The organism is Winogradskyella sp. A3E31 (assembly GCF_046720935.1).
Classification (GTDB): domain Bacteria; phylum Bacteroidota; class Bacteroidia; order Flavobacteriales; family Flavobacteriaceae; genus Winogradskyella.
In genome coordinates this window covers 194,234-214,063 of the sequence record NZ_JBHNWH010000008.1, presented here as the reverse complement: position 1 = coordinate 214,063, position 19,830 = coordinate 194,234, and the positions used below count along the sequence as shown (strand labels likewise).

The 19,830-nt window shown below is 33.9% G+C and carries 19 protein-coding genes; all 19 read left to right on the top strand.

Annotated elements, in window-relative coordinates; all coding sequences use genetic code 11:
* Positions 1-107 precede the first annotated feature (107 nt).
* The 19 genes from ACFEMA_RS11805 to secDF all read left to right on the top strand — a co-directional run bounded on the left by ACFEMA_RS11805 (position 108) and on the right by secDF (position 19,664).
* Positions 108-872, top strand: coding sequence for a hypothetical protein (locus ACFEMA_RS11805; RefSeq protein WP_411768407.1), 765 nt, complete (start codon positions 108-110; stop codon positions 870-872).
* Positions 869-1,621 (top strand): DUF6090 family protein, encoded by a 753-nt coding sequence (locus ACFEMA_RS11800; RefSeq protein ID WP_411768406.1) that lies wholly within the window; start codon positions 869-871, stop codon positions 1,619-1,621. Before ACFEMA_RS11805 ends, ACFEMA_RS11800 begins: the two co-directional genes overlap by 4 nt.
* Positions 1,614-2,345: a DUF6090 family protein gene (locus ACFEMA_RS11795; protein ID WP_411768405.1), complete on the top strand. Its 732-nt coding sequence runs from the start codon at positions 1,614-1,616 to the stop codon at positions 2,343-2,345. The genes ACFEMA_RS11800 and ACFEMA_RS11795 overlap by 8 nt, the downstream gene beginning before the upstream one ends.
* Positions 2,338-3,057, top strand: coding sequence for a DUF6090 family protein (locus tag ACFEMA_RS11790; protein ID WP_411768404.1), 720 nt, complete (start codon positions 2,338-2,340; stop codon positions 3,055-3,057). Before ACFEMA_RS11795 ends, ACFEMA_RS11790 begins: the two co-directional genes overlap by 8 nt.
* Positions 3,054-3,830 carry a DUF6090 family protein gene (locus ACFEMA_RS11785; RefSeq protein ID WP_411768403.1) on the top strand — a complete coding sequence of 259 codons (777 nt, stop codon included), beginning with the start codon at positions 3,054-3,056 and terminating at the stop codon, positions 3,828-3,830. Before ACFEMA_RS11790 ends, ACFEMA_RS11785 begins: the two co-directional genes overlap by 4 nt.
* Positions 3,830-4,606 (top strand): DUF6090 family protein, encoded by a 777-nt coding sequence (locus tag ACFEMA_RS11780; RefSeq protein ID WP_411768402.1) that lies wholly within the window; start codon positions 3,830-3,832, stop codon positions 4,604-4,606. The genes ACFEMA_RS11785 and ACFEMA_RS11780 overlap by 1 nt, the downstream gene beginning before the upstream one ends.
* Before the next feature lie 13 nt (positions 4,607-4,619).
* Positions 4,620-5,366 carry a DUF6090 family protein gene (locus ACFEMA_RS11775; RefSeq protein WP_411768401.1) on the top strand — a complete coding sequence of 249 codons (747 nt, stop codon included), beginning with the start codon at positions 4,620-4,622 and terminating at the stop codon, positions 5,364-5,366.
* Between the two features lie 31 nt (positions 5,367-5,397).
* Positions 5,398-6,132 carry a DUF6090 family protein gene (locus tag ACFEMA_RS11770; protein WP_411768400.1) on the top strand — a complete coding sequence of 245 codons (735 nt, stop codon included), beginning with the start codon at positions 5,398-5,400 and terminating at the stop codon, positions 6,130-6,132.
* A 2-nt stretch (positions 6,133-6,134) separates the two neighbouring features.
* Complete coding sequence (locus ACFEMA_RS11765) at positions 6,135-6,914, top strand: DUF6090 family protein (RefSeq protein WP_411768399.1); 780 nt, start codon at positions 6,135-6,137, stop codon at positions 6,912-6,914.
* A gap of 132 nt (positions 6,915-7,046) precedes the next feature.
* Complete coding sequence (locus tag ACFEMA_RS11760) at positions 7,047-7,751, top strand: DUF6090 family protein (RefSeq protein WP_411768398.1); 705 nt, start codon at positions 7,047-7,049, stop codon at positions 7,749-7,751.
* A complete protein-coding gene (locus tag ACFEMA_RS11755; protein ID WP_411768397.1) occupies positions 7,748-8,473 on the top strand; it encodes a DUF6090 family protein in 726 nt (241 codons plus the stop codon). Before ACFEMA_RS11760 ends, ACFEMA_RS11755 begins: the two co-directional genes overlap by 4 nt.
* Positions 8,474-8,673: 200 nt before the next feature.
* Positions 8,674-9,399, top strand: a complete 726-nt coding sequence (locus ACFEMA_RS11750; protein WP_411768396.1) for a hypothetical protein — start codon at positions 8,674-8,676, stop codon at positions 9,397-9,399.
* A gap of 378 nt (positions 9,400-9,777) precedes the next feature.
* Positions 9,778-11,727, top strand: coding sequence for a DNA topoisomerase (ATP-hydrolyzing) subunit B (gyrB, locus tag ACFEMA_RS11745; RefSeq protein WP_411768395.1), 1,950 nt, complete (start codon positions 9,778-9,780; stop codon positions 11,725-11,727).
* 325 nt (positions 11,728-12,052) lie between these two features.
* Positions 12,053-13,066, top strand: a complete 1,014-nt coding sequence (locus tag ACFEMA_RS11740; protein WP_411768394.1) for a DUF6588 family protein — start codon at positions 12,053-12,055, stop codon at positions 13,064-13,066.
* Between the two features lie 49 nt (positions 13,067-13,115).
* Positions 13,116-14,090 (top strand): DUF6588 family protein, encoded by a 975-nt coding sequence (locus ACFEMA_RS11735; RefSeq protein ID WP_411768393.1) that lies wholly within the window; start codon positions 13,116-13,118, stop codon positions 14,088-14,090.
* Between the two features lie 102 nt (positions 14,091-14,192).
* On the top strand, positions 14,193-15,119 hold the full coding sequence (gene mdh, locus ACFEMA_RS11730; protein WP_411768392.1) for a malate dehydrogenase: 927 nt from the start codon (positions 14,193-14,195) through the stop codon (positions 15,117-15,119).
* A 79-nt stretch (positions 15,120-15,198) separates the two neighbouring features.
* Entirely contained in the window at positions 15,199-15,849 is a 651-nt protein-coding gene (locus ACFEMA_RS11725; RefSeq protein WP_411768391.1) for a DUF4412 domain-containing protein, read from the top strand.
* 65 nt (positions 15,850-15,914) lie between these two features.
* Positions 15,915-16,511, top strand: a complete 597-nt coding sequence (locus ACFEMA_RS11720; RefSeq protein WP_411768390.1) for a hypothetical protein — start codon at positions 15,915-15,917, stop codon at positions 16,509-16,511.
* A 153-nt stretch (positions 16,512-16,664) separates the two neighbouring features.
* Positions 16,665-19,664 (top strand): protein translocase subunit SecDF, encoded by a 3,000-nt coding sequence (secDF, locus tag ACFEMA_RS11715; RefSeq protein WP_411768389.1) that lies wholly within the window; start codon positions 16,665-16,667, stop codon positions 19,662-19,664.
* The last annotated feature ends 166 nt before the right edge of the window (positions 19,665-19,830 follow it).

Here is a 19,830-nt window from a genome sequence, read left to right as displayed (position 1 = left end):
TGGCTTTTTTGTGCTGTTATTTGTAACATTTTCTTACATTTAAGCACCAATATGTAACACCAACCAACTCTACATACCTCTTCCTGCTTGCAAAGTGATTGTAAGCCATGCTCACGTTTTTTCGTAAAATCCGTAAAGGTCTTCTTACTGACAGTAAGTTCTCAAAATATACGCTGTACGCCATTGGCGAAATTATCCTCGTGGTAATCGGAATATTGATTGCACTTCAATTAAATATTCAAAAAGAAATAGCGAGTGATAAAAAAGTAACAGAAGAACTTTTAATAGGCCTTAAGGCCGATTTAAAATTAGAAGTTGAGCGTATTGAATTTCTGCAGGATTACTACTCTGACATTACGGACGGTATACAAAAAATTCTTCTAAATTATCAAGAAATAGAATTATATAATAATCAAGAATTAGGTCAATATTTCCTAAATACATTTGAGTTTCGAAAATTTTCTAAATTCAACATAAATTATCAAACACTTTACGGCAGCGGACTTCTGCAAAAGATTGAAGACAAAACCCTAACAGAAGAAATTGTAACCTACTATTCCAAACAATTCTTAGAATGGTCTTTAGAAATCTATCAACAAAAAGCCAGCACGTTTAACTTCAATAATGCAACGCAATTTTATTCTTTAGATAAACTTCAAACGCTTACCCCTTATAAATCTATTCCTAATTTTCGCTTAGATATCAATAAGCCTTATGAAACTAATTTTAAAGTTTTCCTCAAAGAGCCTCAAGTATTAAACTTCTTGGTAGACCTGCTACATCAGAGCGAGTTAGTTTATTATAACCTTAAAACATATAAAGATTCAAATACGGTCTTGTCTAACCGCATACAAAAATACCTAGACCAATGATTAAATTCTTTAGAAAAATAAGATATAAACTTATGAGTGAAAATAAGACAGGTCGCTACTTTAAATACGCTATTGGCGAGATTATCCTAGTTGTCATTGGGATTTTAATTGCATTGCAAATAAATAATTGGAACGACGCCAAGAGAGAAAAAAATGAACTCAACCAATATTTGGCTAAAATCAGCAACAATGTAGCATTAGACATTAAGAATTTAAAAGATATAAAGGCAAGAAGACAAGAAACCAATAAAGCCTGTCAACAAGCATTGATCAATTTTCAAAATGATGAGTATAACTTATTTGTAAATATGAACGCAGCAAGTGTTTTTATAGATTTTTATTTTTCACCAAACCAAAGTGGTTATGAGGCTTTAAAAAACTCCTCATATTTAGGTAAAATTAACGGTACTAGAGTTGATGGCTTAATTGACACATACAATACAATAGTCAATAAAACAATAAAAGAAGAAATCAGTTACTTCACCTTTGTAGAAAACATGGAAGTGATGTGGACAGCAAAATTTGATATGTCGGAGTTTATTAGTTTATATATGACCCAAAATAGATTAAACTATGAAGAACTAGATGGTAATCTAAAAAACAACCTCAAAGCAACTTTTGACGATGCAACATTTAGATCTGCGGTAACAAGATGTGCAATTCAGACAGGTATGTTAGGTTATTATGAAGAATTAATAAAGGTTGGAGATGAATTAATTAAAGAAATAAAAATAGTTACCAATGATTAAATTCTTTCGCCAAATACGCCAATCACTAATTATGAAAAACCAAACAGAGAAATATTTTAAATATGCCATAGGTGAAATTATACTTGTCGTTATAGGTATATTAATTGCGTTACAAGTTAATAATTGGAATGAAAGAAGGGTAACAAAAATAGAACTTGATAAAATTCTTGTTGATATTAAATATGACTTAGAAGATGATTTAAAAAAAGTAGAGGAAAGTACTTTGAGTAGTTATAAATTTAACGAAAACTTACGTCAACTCCAGTTAAAAGGAAACACTATGAGTGCTGATACGTTGCTAAAAAGAATTTCTGCAGCACACCGTGTTTTAGCCTTTAAGCCTAAAATATTTGGTTATAGTAAACTAACCCAACACACCCAGACCGACATATTACCCAAAAAATTAACCAAAACACTTTCGAGCTATTACAATATTTTTACCTCAGTTGGTAATAATACTAGTTATGAAAACCTATCTATATATAGTCTAAACAAATTACGCGATTATTTAATTGACTATGGTTTTCCAATAACCAGACCCACTACTGAGACACCTAAGAATATAGAAATCCTTGAAGAGATTATTACGGACAGAAAGTTTCAAGGTATTCTTAGAAATGTAGAGTACAATAGAGTTATTCAAATAATGGGATTAAAAGAGGCGCAATTAGAGATAAAGAATAGTATTAATGCTATTGAGACTTATTTAAAAACCAATGATTAAATTCTTTAGAAAAATAAGATATAAACTTATGAGTGAAAATAAGACAGGTCGCTACTTTAAATACGCCATCGGTGAAATTATCCTCGTGGTCATAGGTATTTTAATTGCATTACAGATTAACAATTGGAATGAAGCTAGAAAAGTAAAACTTCAAGAAATAAAACTTGCAGAGCAATTACTTACTGACGCCATAGCAGATTCAGTTTTTTTTGAATCCAGAATTTCATTTCAGAAAATTAGGGACACTCTTTTCAATAACTTTATAAGTTTAAGCAACAATGAATCGGTAGACTCTATTTCTGTTTTAAAAGTTAATGATGACCCGTTTTTCTTTAGGCTCGCTTTCCAGTCAAACCTTATCAATAATAATCCTACTGCTTACGATTTAATTTCTAATGAGCCCATTAAAAATAAATTAAGGGACTATATAAAAAGACATGATTATGTGGTCAATTCAATAGAATTGAATAATCGTATTTGCGAACAATATGGCGTTCCGCTTCAAATAAAATATGACGAGCTGATTCGCAAATTACCTGCCGCACCTATTTATAATGACTATTTGTTTGTCATTAAAGACAAAGAAACTATTGCAAAATTTAATGTTTTCAAATCTTATGGTTTAGTCTATTTAATTCAATGCCAAGTATTTTTAAAAGTAAATTATGAGCTTATTCAATTACTTGAACAATATCTAAAAGAAAACCAATGATTAAATTCTTCCGTCAAATAAGATATAACCTCATGGAAAAAGGAAAAACTGGTCGCTATTTTAAATACGCTATCGGTGAAATCATCCTAGTAGTGATTGGTATTTTGATTGCATTACAGATCAACAACTGGAATGAAATGAGAAAAGCGAACGCTTTAGAGAAAAACTACTATTGTTTATTGTTAGATAACCTTAACCAAGATCAACAACAAGTAAATGTACTTAAAACTCTAGTACAAGAACGCATTGACTATTCAAACAAAATGATTTCAGTCATTCAACAAGACCAAAGTGATGCCACTAAATTTGGAAAAAATTTAAGATATGCTATACGTTTAGCTTCAAAAACTTTTCAACCTAATGATGCCACTTATCTAGACATAAAGTCTAGTGGAAATCTTAGTCTTATTAGAGACAAGGCTATCATTGAAGCATTAAACACCTATTTTAAAACAACTGACGGTTATAGTAAAACCATTCTTAGGAATGTAGAACTTGACTTTATACAAATTACTAGTTTTAAAAATTGGATGGATATTGGCATATTCAATTCGAATGATGAATTTTACAAGGATCAAATATTTACAAAAGAAATTAGACAGAAACTTAGTGAAGATCTTCCTCAATTTGTCTCTGGGGATATTAAACCAAGGTTATATTCTGTAGCTCTTAGTATAGGTCTAAATAACAGACGACGCCTAGAGTTATTGAACTTAATTGAAAGTGAAGTAATCATTATGCAGAAATTGCTGCAACAAAAATGTAATATTTAATGATAAAATTCTTCCGTCATATCCGCCAATCTATGATAAACCAGAATAGAACAAAAAAATATCTACTCTACGCTATTGGCGAAATTGTGCTTGTGGTTATTGGGATTTTAATTGCATTGCAGATTAACAATTGGAATGAAAAAAGAAAAGAAAGAGTAAGAGAACATAAATACCTTAATCGTTTACTAAATGAAATAGAACGCGATAGTTCTAATTTAGACTGGAGTATTAGACTCACTTCCCAAAAAACTAAACAAGCTGAAAACTTACTTAAACATTTTAATACTACAATTGCAATACAAGATAGTTCAGTATTTGTAAATGATGCTTTTTTAGCTGGCCGTGGCGGAAGCTTTTACCCGAATATCCATGCATATCAAGAGTTGTTAGCGACAGGTGATGTCGGCATTATTCAGAATGAAAACATTACCGAACAAATAGCCAGGTACATAAAAAGAGTAGAAGGCTTTGAGTCTTTTATATACCGAGATGGTGAAACAAGAAGAACTAAGTATAATGATCATTTACACCACTACTTTTCTGCTTTAATCATGAACGAAATATGGAAAGAGGATTTTGGGGAGTATGTCGAGCTTAAGGTTTTAAATGATCTTGGGATAGATATAGAAGGTTTTATAAAAGACTCTAATTCTGCCTATCATATAAGGAATATGGCTGCACTTAACTTGGAACTAAACAGATTATATACTCAAACTATGGAAAGATATATACTTGAAATTTTAAAAGAGCTTAGAAAAGAATTACAACTAAAGTAATATATGATTCTCTATGATTAAATTCTTCCGCCAAATAAGATATAACCTTATGGAACAAAACAAAACAGGAAAGTACTTTAAATACGCCATCGGCGAAATTGTCCTTGTCGTTATTGGGATTCTCATTGCATTACAGATTAATAATTGGAATGAAAGTAGAAAGATAAATAGTCAGGAGGTTGTTTATTTACAAGACCTGAAAAATGATTTCACTTTTGATATTGAGACGCTTAATGCAAAAGTTGCAGATAATAATGAAAGAGTACATAATATTGATACCATCTTAACACTCATTTCCTCAAAAAATGTATTTACAGAACAAGATGAACTGTTACTTGCTAATATGACATTGAAATTATTCGGTGAATCTTATTTTATTCCCGAAAAAGGAACCATTAATCAAATACAATCAAGTAGTTCAGGTAGCTATATAAAAAATAAAACCTTACGAGATCTTATTTTTAGATATTATTCCAACAATGAAAGAATTGAAAAAAACATGGAACAAAGTATTCAAATTTATCAACATCATATTATTACTCCCACATTAATACATCCTGCGATAGCAAAAAAGAGCATGAATATAGATGCAGAAGTATCTCCATTAGACATGTCTCTGTTGATAAAAGATAATGATTATTTAAATGCACTAACATTAAAATCAGTTGGCACTCAAAACCAAAACATCGAGTATATAAAAATCATAAAAAAAGCACAGCAAATCTTAACGATTATCAATAGCGAATTGGCTAATGATTAAATTCTTTAGACATATACGCAAAAACTTACTTATGGAAAACAAAACATCTAAATACTTTAAATACGCCATTGGCGAAATTATACTCGTCGTTATTGGTATTTTAATAGCCTTACAACTCAATAATTGGAATGAGCAACGCAAGGCTAGCCAAGCTGAGAAGAATCTCTTAATTGGTTTACAAAATGAATTCAAATTAAACTTAGAAAAGATTGATGGTTCTGTAGAACTAAACCAAACGAATATTGATGCATGTTTTAGAATAACAGAAATGATACGAGACAATACATTAGAAAAGCAAACTGTAAAGTTAGATAGTCTTTTGGGTCGCCTAGGAGTTATTTCTAGTTTTGATGCCAGACGCGCAGTTACTGATGAAATCATTAATTCTGGAAAATTAGATATTCTAAAAAATGATGCGCTAAGAGTTTTAATTACAAGATGGCCTGCTGAGTTGGAGGAAGCCAGAGAGGACATAGGGTTTACAGTAATGAATTACAATAATAATTTAATGCCATTTTTAATAGATAATTTTCCTTTGGCAAATGCTGAGATTACTAAGAAGTGGGAAAATGATAACATTAAAATGTATTCTAACCCATCTAGTTTTAGCACCAATTTTTCAGAATTAAATACCATGAAGTTTGAAAGTGTTATTTGGCATCATAAACATAACATTGATTTTATTCTTGGTAATGATTACGATTTAAAAGAAACAATAAAAACTATCATTAATGCCATAGAAAATGCACTTGCAGATAAAAACTAAATATGATTAAATTCTTTCGCCAAATAAGATATAAACTCATGAGTGAAAATAAAACAGGTCGTTACTTCAAATACGCCATTGGCGAAATCCTACTGGTAGTCATAGGAATTCTAATCGCACTACAAATCAATAACTGGAATGAATCTAGAAAAGAAGCTGTTAAAGAACAGATTGTTTTAAAAAAGTTGGTTATAGAGCTTAACAATGATGTCCAAGTTATAAAGGAAGTGATTGAGGGAGGCAGACTTAATGTAGCTCACTATAAATTTTGTTTAAATGTTTTGTCTAATCAAGTCAAAACTGATCGAAATACGTTTAGAAAACGATTTTTTTCTACAGTAGTTTTCCTAGGGTTTGATATCAATAGAACAACATTTAATAGTATTACGGAGTCTAGAACAATAGATTTTATTAAGAATAATCAGTTGGTAGATTCTCTTAATGCATTTTATAATTCTGATTATGTGAGTTGGGATACGGCAAGCAGAGACTATACACGAAATATAATTGCACCCTATTTAATGAAGTTTGATTATTTGCCAACTATGGATGAAGAGATATTAGGTAGTAACTTTGATGATAAAAATTTCACCCAAGTAGATTTATCCAAATTTGAAGTCAATGCAAAAACCATAGAAGACTATAAAAAAGATATTTTTATTATTAATCTCTTACGCCAAAGGTTATATCTAACAGAAGGACAAATTGTTAATTATAAAGCTCTAAAGAACAAAATGGAAAGTTTGGTAAAACAGATAGAAGCAGAAATTAAATATGATTAAATTCTTTAGACTATTCGAACATAATTTTGCCTTTGCAAAATCGAAGCTCTTGAAGAGCTTTGGTGAGGATACAAATAGTACCTTAATCATCAATTTATGATAAAGTTTTTTAGACATATACGTTACAACCTTATGGAACAAAACAAGACTGGTAAATATCTAAAATACGCCATCGGCGAAATCCTACTAGTGGTCATAGGTATTTTAATCGCACTACAGATTAATAATTGGAATGAAAGTAGAAAAGCTCAAATACAAGAACAACTGTTGCTTAATAACTTAAGAGTTGAATTTGAGGATAATCTTAAGGATTTAGATTCTATTAATGGAGAAGTAGATAAGGTAATTGTTTCACTTGAAAATGTTTTTGAGTTATTTGGACCATCACCCAAGATAGTATCCTTAGACTCTTTAGATTACATGCTTTCAAGTTCATTAAGCTCACCCAATTGGAGGCCAAGCGAATATTTACTTAATAATTTGGCTGGTTCTGGAAGCATTGCAGATTTAAAAAATGAAAAATTAAAACTTTTACTCTACAAGTGGTCAAGGTTGCGTAATCAAATGCTAGAGGTTGATGTTAGAACAGAGAAAACGGGCGAAGAGATTATAGCCTATTTAAAAAAATATGGATCATTAAGAAATGCCGATGTCACCAATGAACAATTTAATTATAGGAAATCGACACTTGGGGTAAGTAATTTAGAACTTTTATCAGACCCTCAGTTTGAAAATCATATTGATGATAAACTCTATATGTATGGCAACACAAAAACAATTTTAAAAGAAGCGAAAGCTTTAATTGTTAAGATGATTGAAGAAACAGAAGGGATATGATTAAATTTTTCCGTCAAATACGCTTTAAACTAATGGAACAGAAGAAAACTTCACGTTACTTCAAATACGCCATAGGTGAAATTATACTTGTAGTCATCGGAATTTTAATTGCTTTACAGATAAATAATTGGAATGAACACCGTAAACAACTTCGGCAGCAAGATTTACTATTTAACCAATTACTGTCCGATGCTAAAGCAGATTCTATTTTTTTTCAGGATCGCTTAAGGGGACTGTCCATATTGGATAGCACACTAACTGCAATTCGGCAATTTGAAGACAATCCAGACTTTGATATTTCTACTATAAACACCAATGGAACTGGCAATCTGTTTCCAATGTCGTCGTTTAGGCACAACTCTAATCTATTGGCTAATAATGAAGAAGTGTATAAAGAGCTATTGGATTTTGAAATCAAATCTACTCTTAGAGAGTATCGCGCAAAGTATGAATATATCGTGTCGTCTTACAGCCTTTTAAATGCTATCATAGAATCAAATTGGCTAGAGATGGCGAAAAAATATTATAAAGAATTGAGATCTAATAAGGCAAACAAATCTGAGGACGCCTTAAAGGTAATTTATCAAGACCATCAGCTACTATCATCAATTGATCTAATAATGGAGAGAAGTGACATTTGTAAGACCCGTACAAAAGAAATATTAGTAATTAACGCAAAAATGCTAAAGACTCTCAAGAAGATGATCCGTAACGATAAATAACCTTTTTTATAAAAGCTCAATATATATAAACCTCTGATAGTGTTTGGTTTATTTTAGTAATAAATAGGAGAATCCAAGTTTATTTTCTATCTTAGAAATTCCTTTAATAGCACATTGATTTTTTAAGATTATCCCAACTGCTATAATTTCCCTGTCTTATTGTATGGTTATTTTATTAACCAATTAATTAAATCATTAACATGAAAAAATTAGCAGTATTACTATTTATCCTGCCATTACTATGCTTTGCACAAGAGCCACCAGCGATGGTGGAAATGGTAGAAGTCGATGTAAAATTTGGTCACGAGCCATCATTTTACAAAGCAATGACAGAGTATAACGCATGCCTAAAAGAGAATAACTGGGATGGCAGTTATGAAGCATGGTGGCGAAGACAAGGAGAAGGCACACAAGTTGTCTTTGTACGAGATATTATGACCTATGGAGATTTAGACAATGACAGTTCAGAGGCATCAGAAAAATGCCAAAATGACCACATGCCTGATCTGACATCGCATTCGAGGGCATACAGAAGTTCTTACATGGTACCTCTAACAGACTGGTCTGCTTCAACGCCTCCAGTTGGTAAGGTCGTTAACGTTATGAATTTTGATGTCCATGATCCTTTTACATTTGGCGAAATCATTCAAGAAATCGTTGGTACGGTAAAAGATGCAGAAGGCTATAACGCACATTGGCTTGGTTCAAAGGGTGGAGATACTCACGATTTCTCTGTAGTTTTCTTTTACGACAGTTTTGCTGAAATGGGTGAAGATAGATTTAACCCATGGGCAATATATGCTAAAAAACATGGCGAGGAAAAACTAAAAAAAATGCGTTCTAAACTTACGGCTTCAATAAAAAATGTCACGGAGTTTATGTATCAGCTAGATGAAACCATCAGTTATAGGCCTTCAGAAGATTAATAATTATACGCTTAAAAAATCATTAAACAGCACCAATTTGGTGCTGTTTTTAATTTAAAAGAGAGCCTGTAAGCGTTTCGTAAAAAATCATGATTTTAATTTGAGTAAAAATTAATCAAAATCTAATTTAAGCTACTTTTTAGCCGTTTTAAGCAACTTTCTTGTAATTAACAAATGTTGATAAATATTAGCTAAATCCGATAAAATGCTTCTAAAAAGCTTTGATATTTCGTATCTTTGATAGTACTCAAAATGAGACGCCAAGGCGTCTTTTTTTATGGTATAATTAAGAATTAATTTTAAGTAGTATTGTCTGAGGTGTTACACTGAACTTGTCGAAGTGTGCTCAAAGACAAACTCATAAAAACTCAAAATATAATGAGCGAAAAGAAAGAAGAATTTAACAAGCATAACTATTCGGCGGATAGTATTCAGGCCTTAGAAGGGATGGAGCACGTGCGTATGCGCCCATCCATGTATATTGGTGATGTCGGTACAAGAGGACTACACCATTTAGTGTATGAAGTTGTCGATAACTCTATTGACGAGGCATTAGCTGGTCATTGTGACAATATCACAGTCATCATTAATGAGGACAACTCTATTACAACAGAAGATGACGGTAGAGGTATCCCAGTAGATTTACACAAAAAAGAAGGGGTTTCTGCCTTAGAAGTAGTAATGACCAAGATTGGTGCCGGTGGTAAGTTCGATAAGGATTCCTATAAAGTTTCTGGTGGTTTACATGGTGTTGGTGTAAGTTGTGTTAACGCACTTTCTGAGCATCTTAAGGCAACTGTTTATAGAAACGGTGTTATTTGGGAACAGGAGTACGAGCGTGGTAAAGTAATGTATCCTGTTAAGCAAGTAGGTGAAACAGATAAGCGTGGTACCATTGTTACCTTTAGACCAGACTCTACAATTTTTACACAAACGCGAGAATATAGCTATGACACTTTAGCAAGTCGTATGCGTGAGTTGGCATATCTTAATAAAGGTATTACCATTCATTTGATTGATCGTCGTCATAAAAAAGAAGACGGTGAGTTTGAAGGTGAAACTTTCCATTCTGAAAATGGCTTGCCTGAATTCGTAAAATTCTTAGATGGTAATCGTGAGCCTTTAATGAAAGATGTTATAGCATTTGAAGGTGAAAAGAATGGCGTACCAGTAGAGGTTGCTATGGTTTACAATACGTCTTATGCCGAAAATTTACACTCCTACGTTAACAATATTAATACGCATGAAGGGGGAACGCACTTAACAGGTTTCCGAAGAGGATTGACACATACCTTAAAAAAGTATGCTGATGAATCTGGGATGTTAGATAAGTTAAAGTTCGATATCGCAGGTGATGATTTTAGAGAAGGACTGACTGCAATCATCTCAGTAAAGGTACAAGAACCTCAATTTGAAGGACAGACTAAGACGAAACTTGGTAACCGTGAAGTTTCAGCATCTGTATCACAGGCTGTTTCTGAAATGTTGACCAATTATTTGGAGGAACATCCAGATGATGCTAAGATTATTGTACAAAAGGTGATATTAGCGGCTCAAGCTCGTCATGCAGCACAAAAAGCACGAGAAATGGTGCAGCGCAAGACGGTAATGAGTATAGGTGGCTTACCAGGAAAACTATCGGATTGCTCAGAACAAGACCCGACTAAATGCGAAGTATTTTTAGTTGAGGGAGACTCTGCAGGTGGAACAGCAAAGCAAGGTAGAGATCGTAATTTCCAGGCAATTTTACCGCTTAGAGGTAAAATTCTTAATGTGGAAAAAGCGATGACCCACAAGGTTTTTGAGAACGAAGAGATCAAGAATATCTTTACAGCACTTGGTGTCACTATCGGTACAGAAGAAGATAGTAAGGCTTTAAACCTCTCAAAATTACGTTACCATAAAGTTGTTATTATGTGTGATGCCGATATTGATGGTAGCCATATTGCCACTTTGATTTTAACGTTTTTCTTTAGATATATGAAAGAACTGGTAGAAAACGGTCATATTTATATTGCCACACCACCTTTATATTTAATAAAGAAAGGCGCTAAAAAGCAATATGCATGGAGTGATAAGGAACGTGATGCTATTGTTGCAGAATTTGGTGAAAGTTCAAAAATTCAACGTTACAAAGGTCTTGGTGAAATGAATGCTGAGCAGCTCTGGGATACGACTATGAATCCTGAGTTCAGAACAATGCGTTTGGTTCAAATTGACAATGGTGTTGAAGCAGATCGTATATTCTCAATGCTTATGGGTGATGAAGTACCACCTCGTAGAGAGTTTATTGAAAAGAATGCCATCTATGCCAACATAGACGTGTAGAGTTTTATGTGAATAATGTGATGAAATTTTCGTCAGTTAGAGTGGCAAATCTGCGATTTGTTGTATCGAAAACAAGAAAATTTTGAAGTTAAACCACTTCTAGATACACCACGCTTTTTCCGAGGCACTCAAAGAGACGATTTAGAGCTTAAATATTATTCTCGTCATATAGCAAAACAATAAAACCAATAGAGAAGCAGTTACGTTAATAACGTAGCTGCTTTTTTTGTTAAGCACAAACCACGATTAAATGCAGTAAAAACTCGATAAAACGCAAATATTTAATAAATTTTATTATTTTTAAGCCCTCAAATAAACATAACCTATGAAAAAGTTAATCATCTATTCCTTTTTAGGACTACTCCCATTTACAAATCAGGCTCAAGAAAATGTTAATGACCTTTTAGCCGCTGGTGTTGCTGATGCCAAACGCTTTACTACAGATTATTTAGCACCAGCTTCTGATGGACTGGCTTATGGTATTAATAATGGCTGGTTCAATTCGGCCAAGGCAACAGGTCGATTTAAGGTTGATTTATCGATAATTGGAAACATCGGTTTTATTGAAAACGATAAAAAATCCTTCCAACTTAATGTTGCGGACTATGAAAACATACGCTTTCCGGATGACAGTCCTTCAAAATCAGTGGCAACTGCACTTGGTCACAATGATCCAGATATTACTGTAATTGTTACATACGATGACCCTATTTTTGGAAATAGTGAAGCAGAAATAACACTTCCAACAGGTTTAGGTGCCGAAAATATTAACCTAATACCAACAGGATTTTTACAGGCAGGATTTTCTCCATTTGTAGGAACGCAATTAAAAGTTCGCTTTTTTCCAAAGACAGAAGCTGAAGATGCCGAGATAGGTTTATATGGAGTTGGTATTCAACAAGAGTTTACAAAATGGTTGCCTGCTGATAATTTATGGCCTGTGGCAGTATCTGGATTGGTAGCCTACACAAGACTAGATGGAAATTATGATTTAGCTAATACGAGTACTGTTGAAGGAGAAAATCAACAAATCGATACTAAGGTATCTACACTATTGGCTGAACTTATAGTAGGTACAAAACTCAAGATTATTAATTTTTATGGTGCAGTTGGGTATCTAACAGGTACATCGACCACAGATCTTTTAGGAACCTACAGAGTCTCTGATGGTGCGCTCTTCTCTGAGGAAATCGTAGATCCATTTTCTATAGAACAGGATGTCTCGGGCGTTAGAGCAACTGTTGGAGCTAACCTTAAACTAGGATTCTTTGGGTTAAATGCAGACTATACCTTAGCTGAATTTAATAGTGCAACTGTTGGGATAAACTTTTCATTTTAAGTTTCCAAATAATTGTATTTTTAAGCGCTATTAACTAAAAACCAACCACATGAAGGTGATTGCCCGTTTAACGCTTATTCCTATAGGCTTACTTTTTTCGATTTCAACATTTGCTCAATCTAATCAAGATATAGATGATGTTGTTTCCGATCTTATTTTATTATCACAACGGTATATAAACCCGGCGGCAAAAGGTGTCTCTTACCAAGCCTCTTCAGGATGGTATTCTACAGCAGAACAAAAGCACCAGTGGAACTTGGAAGTTTCTGTGCAAGGAGGGTTGTTAGTCCTTCCAGAAAAATTTAAAACATTTACAGTTAACCAATCAGAGTTAATCAACCTAAGTATTTTAACACCAGACCAGGTTGTTGAACTGCCAACGTCCATTGGTGGAACAGACATTTTAGAATTAGAAGGCTCAATCAATGATGAGGTTTTTAGATTTGATGCCCCAGAAGGTATTGATGAAGATTATGTGAGCCAGGTAAATATTCAGGCGGCACTGACGTTTTGGAAAGGCACAACGTTGATGGCTCGTCTTTCTCCAAAAATTAAAGTGAAAGAAACGAGTTACAATACTTTTGGGGTAGGCTTGCATCATAACTTATCGCAATGGTTTGGACAACCAGATTCTAATTTTAGTTTAGGAGCCATGGTGGCGTATTCAAACTTTAATGTAGAAGATACCTTTACAAATATTAATCTTGTTATCGGCAATTTAAATTCAGTAGCTGTTCAAGGAGATTCATTTACATATCAGTTAACAGCATCTCAACGATTGAATGCTTTTGCAATTACTGGGGGGATTGGTTTAATTTCAAGTTCGTTTGATTATGAAGTTGGGGGTGATGGCGATCTTATTTTGTCCATTCTCAATAGAGTTCTAAATGACACCAGCAACTCTAACACACAATTTAAGGCTGATTTAGGGCTGGATTATCAGTTTTCGGACTTCTCAATTAATACCATGGCAACATTTGGGGATTTTCTTAATATAATGTTAGGTGTTAACTATAATCTTTAGATAGATTTTACATTCAAATCTTATACTTTTTTTAAGTTAAAAGCTTTTAGGATTTTGTACTTTTGCAACTCGTAAATAGTATTAACCTAACATTAATTATACATGAAAGTTACAGTAGTTGGAGCAGGTGCAGTTGGCGCAAGTTGTGCTGAATATATTGCCATTAAAAACTTTGCATCCGAAGTCGTTATTTTAGATATTAAAGAAGGGTTTGCCGAAGGTAAAGCCATGGATTTAATGCAATGTGCATCTTTAAACGGATTTGATACAAAAATCACAGGAAGCACAAACGATTATACAAAAACTGCAGACAGTGATATTTGCGTCATAACTTCTGGTATTCCTCGTAAACCAGGGATGACTCGTGAAGAGTTGATTGGTATCAACGCTGGGATTGTAAAGTCTGTATCTTCAAGTTTAATTGAACATTCTCCAAATACTATTATTATTGTAGTGAGTAACCCAATGGATACCATGACGTATTTAGTACATAAGACCACCGATCTTCCAAAGAATAGAATTATCGGTATGGGAGGCGCATTGGATTCTGCACGTTTTAAGTACCGATTAGCTGAAGCATTAGAAGCACCAATCAGTGATGTTGATGGTATGGTTATCGGCGGACATAGTGATACTGGGATGGTACCATTAACAGCTCATGCAACCAGAAACAGCGTTAAGGTTTCAGAATTCTTATCCGAAGAACGATTAAATCAGGTTAAGGAAGATACTAAAGTTGGTGGAGCAACACTGACTAAATTATTGGGAACTTCAGCTTGGTATGCCCCTGGTGCTGCAGTATCAGGTTTGGTGCAAGCCATCGCTTGTGACCAAAAGAAAATGTTTCCTTGTTCTACATTATTAGAAGGAGAATATGGATTGAATGATTTATGTATCGGTGTTCCGGTTATCTTGGGACGTAACGGAATTGAGTCTATAGTAGAAATAGAATTGAGTGATGCCGAAAAAGCACACATGTCCGAAAGTGCAGAAGGAGTTAAGAAAACTAATGGCTTATTAGAGCTTTAAGTATTTGAAACACATAAGAACTATAACCTAACGTCTTATAAGTTCATCTTATAAGACGTTTTTTAATAATAAAAAAGATATGAAAAAACTATTAGTATTTACAATGGCTGTCTGTTTAGCAATTACAGCTGTTGCACAGGAAAAATTTACCGAAGGTGTCATAATCTCAAAAACAACAATGAGTAGTGATAATGAACAAATCGGTTCTCAATTGGCAGCGATTGGAGATATGATGAGTACTTTATATATAAAGGGTAAAAAGACACGTGCTGAAATGTCGAGCCCAATGACGGGAGATATAATTACGGTTTCTGATTTGGAAGCAAAAGAGATGCTAATGGTTATGGGCATGCAAAAAATGTATATAACTCAGTCTTTAGAGGTTTCCGAAGAGATGTTGGAAAAAATAGATCTTAAAGAAGGGGATGAAACCAAGGAAATTCTTGGCTATGAGTGTAAGCAGTATATTATAAGTGTTGATAATGAAGGTGTGGTTGTGGAAATGGAATTGTTTGTTACTGATAAAATACAACCAGTAGTTACACAACAGACCATGATGTTAGGTGATAAAATTGATGGTCTTGTAATGTTGATGACCATGAAAATGAACCAAATGGGAAGCGAAATGGTGATTACATCTGAAGTCACTGAGCTTAAAAGAGAGCCTGTTAAGGATAGCTTATTTAGCCTTACACCTCCAGAAGGCTATACCAAGATGGGTGGTATGTAATTTTATATAAAGGAATTCAAATAAAGACTGTAGCGATACAGTCTTTATTTTTTTATATTTGGCGCATGAAAACAAGGTGGGTATATGGAATTTTATTGGTAGTGTTTGCTGTAACAGGCATTCATTATAATAATAGCCAAGCCCCAAACCAACAGATAGTTGTTCAGTTTCAAGACAACGACATAAGTGTTGAGAGTACACTTACTCAGATAACCCAAAAGCTTACCAATGTTGGTGTCTCTAGAATTTCTATAGAAGAAAAAGGTACGGCGGGATATATTATTACCTATTACAGTACCTCAAATGTAACAAGTGTTCAGGATATATTGACTCAGGATGGACTTATCACTACAGCTATACCTGAAAGTTCAAAAAATTCAGATCCTGAAAAGAAAGATTCAAACGTCTTAACAGTCAATATTTCAGAAATCCAAAACAGCTCCAATAACGCTTGGGATTTTGAAGGTACACTGGTTTCTCAATTTAAAGAGCATTTAGACAGGCCAATAACATCGAATACCTTTTTTGCACTTAGCAATATAGGTGACGATGGTTTAAAATCATTAAACGATTCTCAACATGAGTTAAATGATTACAACCTCGTAGTCATTAATTATGCATCTTATCAAATTCCAGAGGTTCGGGCTGGCCCAATTTGCTAATAATCTTACAATCAAAAAACGGATAACCATTTAAATCAAATAAAATTCAGGTTATCAAAATTCATTTTAATCATAATTATTAATTGTCGGATTTAAGGCGAACGGTTATATTTGCCGGATTCGTAAAAATTCGATTAACTAAAACAACATACAATGCAAAATAAAGGTTTAGTAAAATTATTTGCCCTTTTATTTGGTTTGGTAAGTATTTACCAGTTGTCTTTTACCTTTAAGGCAAACCAAATTGAAAAAGAAGCGGAGCAAATTGCACAGAGTAAATTTGACAATCCAGATCTTATTAACCAAGAAGAGGCACGCTATTTAGATTCCTTAAACACTCAAGAAGTTTATAATTTGGGTATTGCAAGCTTCACTTATAATGAGGTGAAGGAAAATGCCATGAATTTAGGTCTTGACCTTAAAGGTGGTATCAATGCCATTATTCAGATTTCTGTAAAAGATATTTTGAAAGGTTTAGCTAATGGAAGTAAAGATCCTGTTTTTAATCAGGCTTTAGAGGATGCTGATGAACTTCAAACGGATTCTCAAGATTCGTACTTACAATCGTTTTATACAGCGTTTGATGCGATTAAAGGTGATACAAAATTGGCATCTCCAGACATTTTTGGTAATCGCTCGTTGAGTGATGACGTAAAATTCAATATGACTGATGATGAGGTAAAAGGCATTATCGAAACAAAGGTTGATGAATCCATTGTGTCGGCATTTGAAGTCTTAAGAAATCGTATTGACGGATTTGGTGTTGTGTCTCCAAACATACAACGTTTAGGAAATACAGGGCGAATTCTTATTGAATTGCCGGGTGCTAAGGATAAACAACGTGTCATTGATATCATTACGAAAACTGCTCAATTACAGTTTTGGGAAACATATACTACTCAAGATTTAGCAGGGTATTTATTGCAAGTCAATCAAAGATTGGTTGAAGCCAACGAAGCAGCAGAAGAGGAAACAACAGAACAGGAAGAAGCTGCTGAAGAAGTAGATTCTACAACCAGTGCTATTGATGAACTTACAGGACAGATCGAACAAGATTCTACAGCTGTAACTACGGATGTCAATCCATTAGGAATTCAAAGCCTAGGTAATGGTGGACCAGTAATCGGAATGTTCTTGGCAAAGGACAAGGAAGATATTATGGCAAAATTAAATGCCAATAGAGACTTATTGCCTGCAGAACAGCGCTATGCACGTTTTGCTTGGGGTATCCAAGTAGAAGATTCTGAGTTTGTAGAATTGTATGCTGTTAAAAGTAATAGAGAAGATCAACCACCATTAAGTGGTGCAGTTATTACGGATGCACGTCAGGATTATGACCAGTACAACAAGCCTGCTGTCAGTATGCAGATGAATGCCAAAGGAGCAAAGGTTTGGGAAGATATGACCAGAACTGCTTATGAAACTCAAGGCTTTATTGCTATTGTATTAGATAATATTGTGTATTCTGCACCAGGTGTTAGTACAGGGCCAATTTCAGGCGGTAACTCACAGATTTCTGGATCCTTTAAATTAACAGAAGCTATCGATTTAGCAAATGTATTACGAGCAGGTAAATTACCAGCGTCTGCGGATATCATTCAAGCAGATGAGGTTGGACCTTCATTGGGTCAAGAAGCCATTGACTCAGGTACGATATCTTTCGGATTAGCATTGGTATTTGTTTTATTATGGATGATTTTCTATTACGGAAAAGGTGGAATATTCGCTGATATTGCATTACTATTAAACATCTTATTGATATTTGGAGTTCTTGCAGGATTAAAAGCAGTATTGACCTTGCCTGGTATTGCTGGTATTGTTTTAACAATTGGTATTTCGGTGGATGCAAACGTGCTTATTTTTGAACGCATACGTGAAGAACTGGTAAAAGGTAAAGCACAGAAAGATGCCATAAAGGATGGTTTTGCAAATGCGTTATCATCTATTTTAGATGCAAATATCACGACAGGATTAACAGCCTTGATATTATTTGTTTTTGGAACAGGTCCTATCAAAGGTTTCGCAACAACATTAATCATTGGTATTTTAACCTCTTTATTCACTGCAATTTTCATTACACGATTATTGGTTGATTGGTACGTAAACAGAGGTGGCAAATTAGATTTCTCTACGTCGTTGACGAAAGGTCTTTTCAATAACGTGAATATTAAATTTTTACAGAAACGTAAAATCGCCTATGTCATTTCAGGTATTTTAATTGCTGCAGGATTAACATCCTTATTTACAAATAAGTTAGATGCTGGTATTGACTTTGTTGGAGGTAGAACCTATCAAGTACGCTTTGCTCAAGATGTCAGCACAGAGGAAGTCATGGGTACTTTGACTGATGCCTTTGGAAGTGTAGAAGTGAAGACTATTGGTAATGATAACCAATTGAAAATTTCTACCAAGTGGATGGTTGAAGATAATTCAACTGAAGCTGATGAGATGGTGCAGTCTACGTTATTTGAGTCACTTAAGCCATACTTGCCAGATGGTATGACGTATCAAGAATTTTTGGATGGTTCGGGTGATGCTAAAGTCGGAAAAATGATGTCTAGTAAAGTGAGTCCAACCATTGCGGATGATATTAAAACATCTTCCATTTGGGCAATATTAGGATCATTAGTGGTTGTATTCTTGTATATCTTAATCCGATTCAAAAGATGGCAATTCTCATTAGGTGCAGTTGCAGCTGTATTCCACGATGTATTGATAGTTTTAGGTATTTTCTCACTAACATGGAAGTTTATGCCGTTTAGTATGGAAATCGACCAAGCCTTTATCGCAGCTATCTTAACGGTGATTGGTTATTCCTTAAATGATACCGTTGTTGTGTTCGATAGAATTCGAGAATTCTTAAATGAGCATTCTAAGTGGAGCTTCGGTGAGACCATCAATAGATCATTGAACAGTACCTTGAGTAGAACATTAAACACGTCTTTAACGACGTTAGTAGTACTAGCGGCAATGTTCTTCTTAGGGGCAGATTCCCTTAAAGGATTCTTGTTCGCCTTAATCGTAGGTGTATTGGTTGGTACATATTCATCGTTGTTTATTGCAACGCCTGTAATGTACGATACAGCTAAAACCGGTGATGCAGCAGAGTCTTTAAAGAAGAAAGAGAAGGAAGACGAAGACGAAAAGGCTTAAGCCAATTCAATTTATAAATTGAAAAATCCGCTCATTGAGCGGATTTTTTTTGTTATAGAATATTGTTTAAAAAAGAAGTCGTCTCTTCGAGCGGCACGCAAAAAGCGTGGAGTATCGAGAAGTGTATTTAATTTGAAGTGTATTTAATTTCAAAATTTTCTTGTTT